This window comes from Campylobacter sp. BCW_6873 (assembly GCF_001762365.1).
Classification (GTDB): Bacteria; Campylobacterota; Campylobacteria; order Campylobacterales; family Campylobacteraceae; genus Campylobacter_D; species Campylobacter_D jejuni.
The window spans coordinates 1-471 of the sequence record NZ_MJWS01000061.1 but is presented as its reverse complement, the minus strand read 5'-3'; the positions used below and the strand labels follow the sequence as shown (position 1 = coordinate 471).

The 471-nt window shown below is 29.5% G+C and carries 1 pseudogene; it reads right to left on the bottom strand.

Annotated elements, in window-relative coordinates:
* Positions 1–178: pseudogene (locus AJ932_RS10770) on the bottom strand (conjugal transfer protein TraG); the annotation flags it as partial.
* Positions 179–471 lie beyond the last annotated feature (293 nt).

The window sequence follows — 471 nt, the reverse complement described above, 5'->3', positions numbered from 1 at the left end:
ATAGCTAAGGCTGCATTAACGATATAACTTGTTTCAGTGGTTATACCTTTAACAGCTTGCATGATTTCATTCATCACATCGCCATAACCCCAAGTATAAATTAGATTTCAGTTGCACCAAGCAAAAATGAAGGTGCAAAAAACAAAGTGCTAATGAATAACAAGTAAAATCTTTTCATGGACTGTTTTAAGAAGTTAAAGAGTTTATTTGGTATAATTATAAAAGGTAGATGCCAAAGGCGGCTACCTTTGGCATTAATCATAACCTAGAAAGGCGGTGATTAAATTGTCCAATAAAATTATAGTAATAATTATACTACTTTGTATAATTATAGTCAAGTGTTATTAACACTTGATTTCCCCTTTTTTTAAGGGGAGCTATAATTTTCCCTTTGGCTTACCAAACAAACTTTTAACTAAGCTTATCTTCCTTTCTATTGATTTATTTTATTTTTTAATTTATATTTTTCTT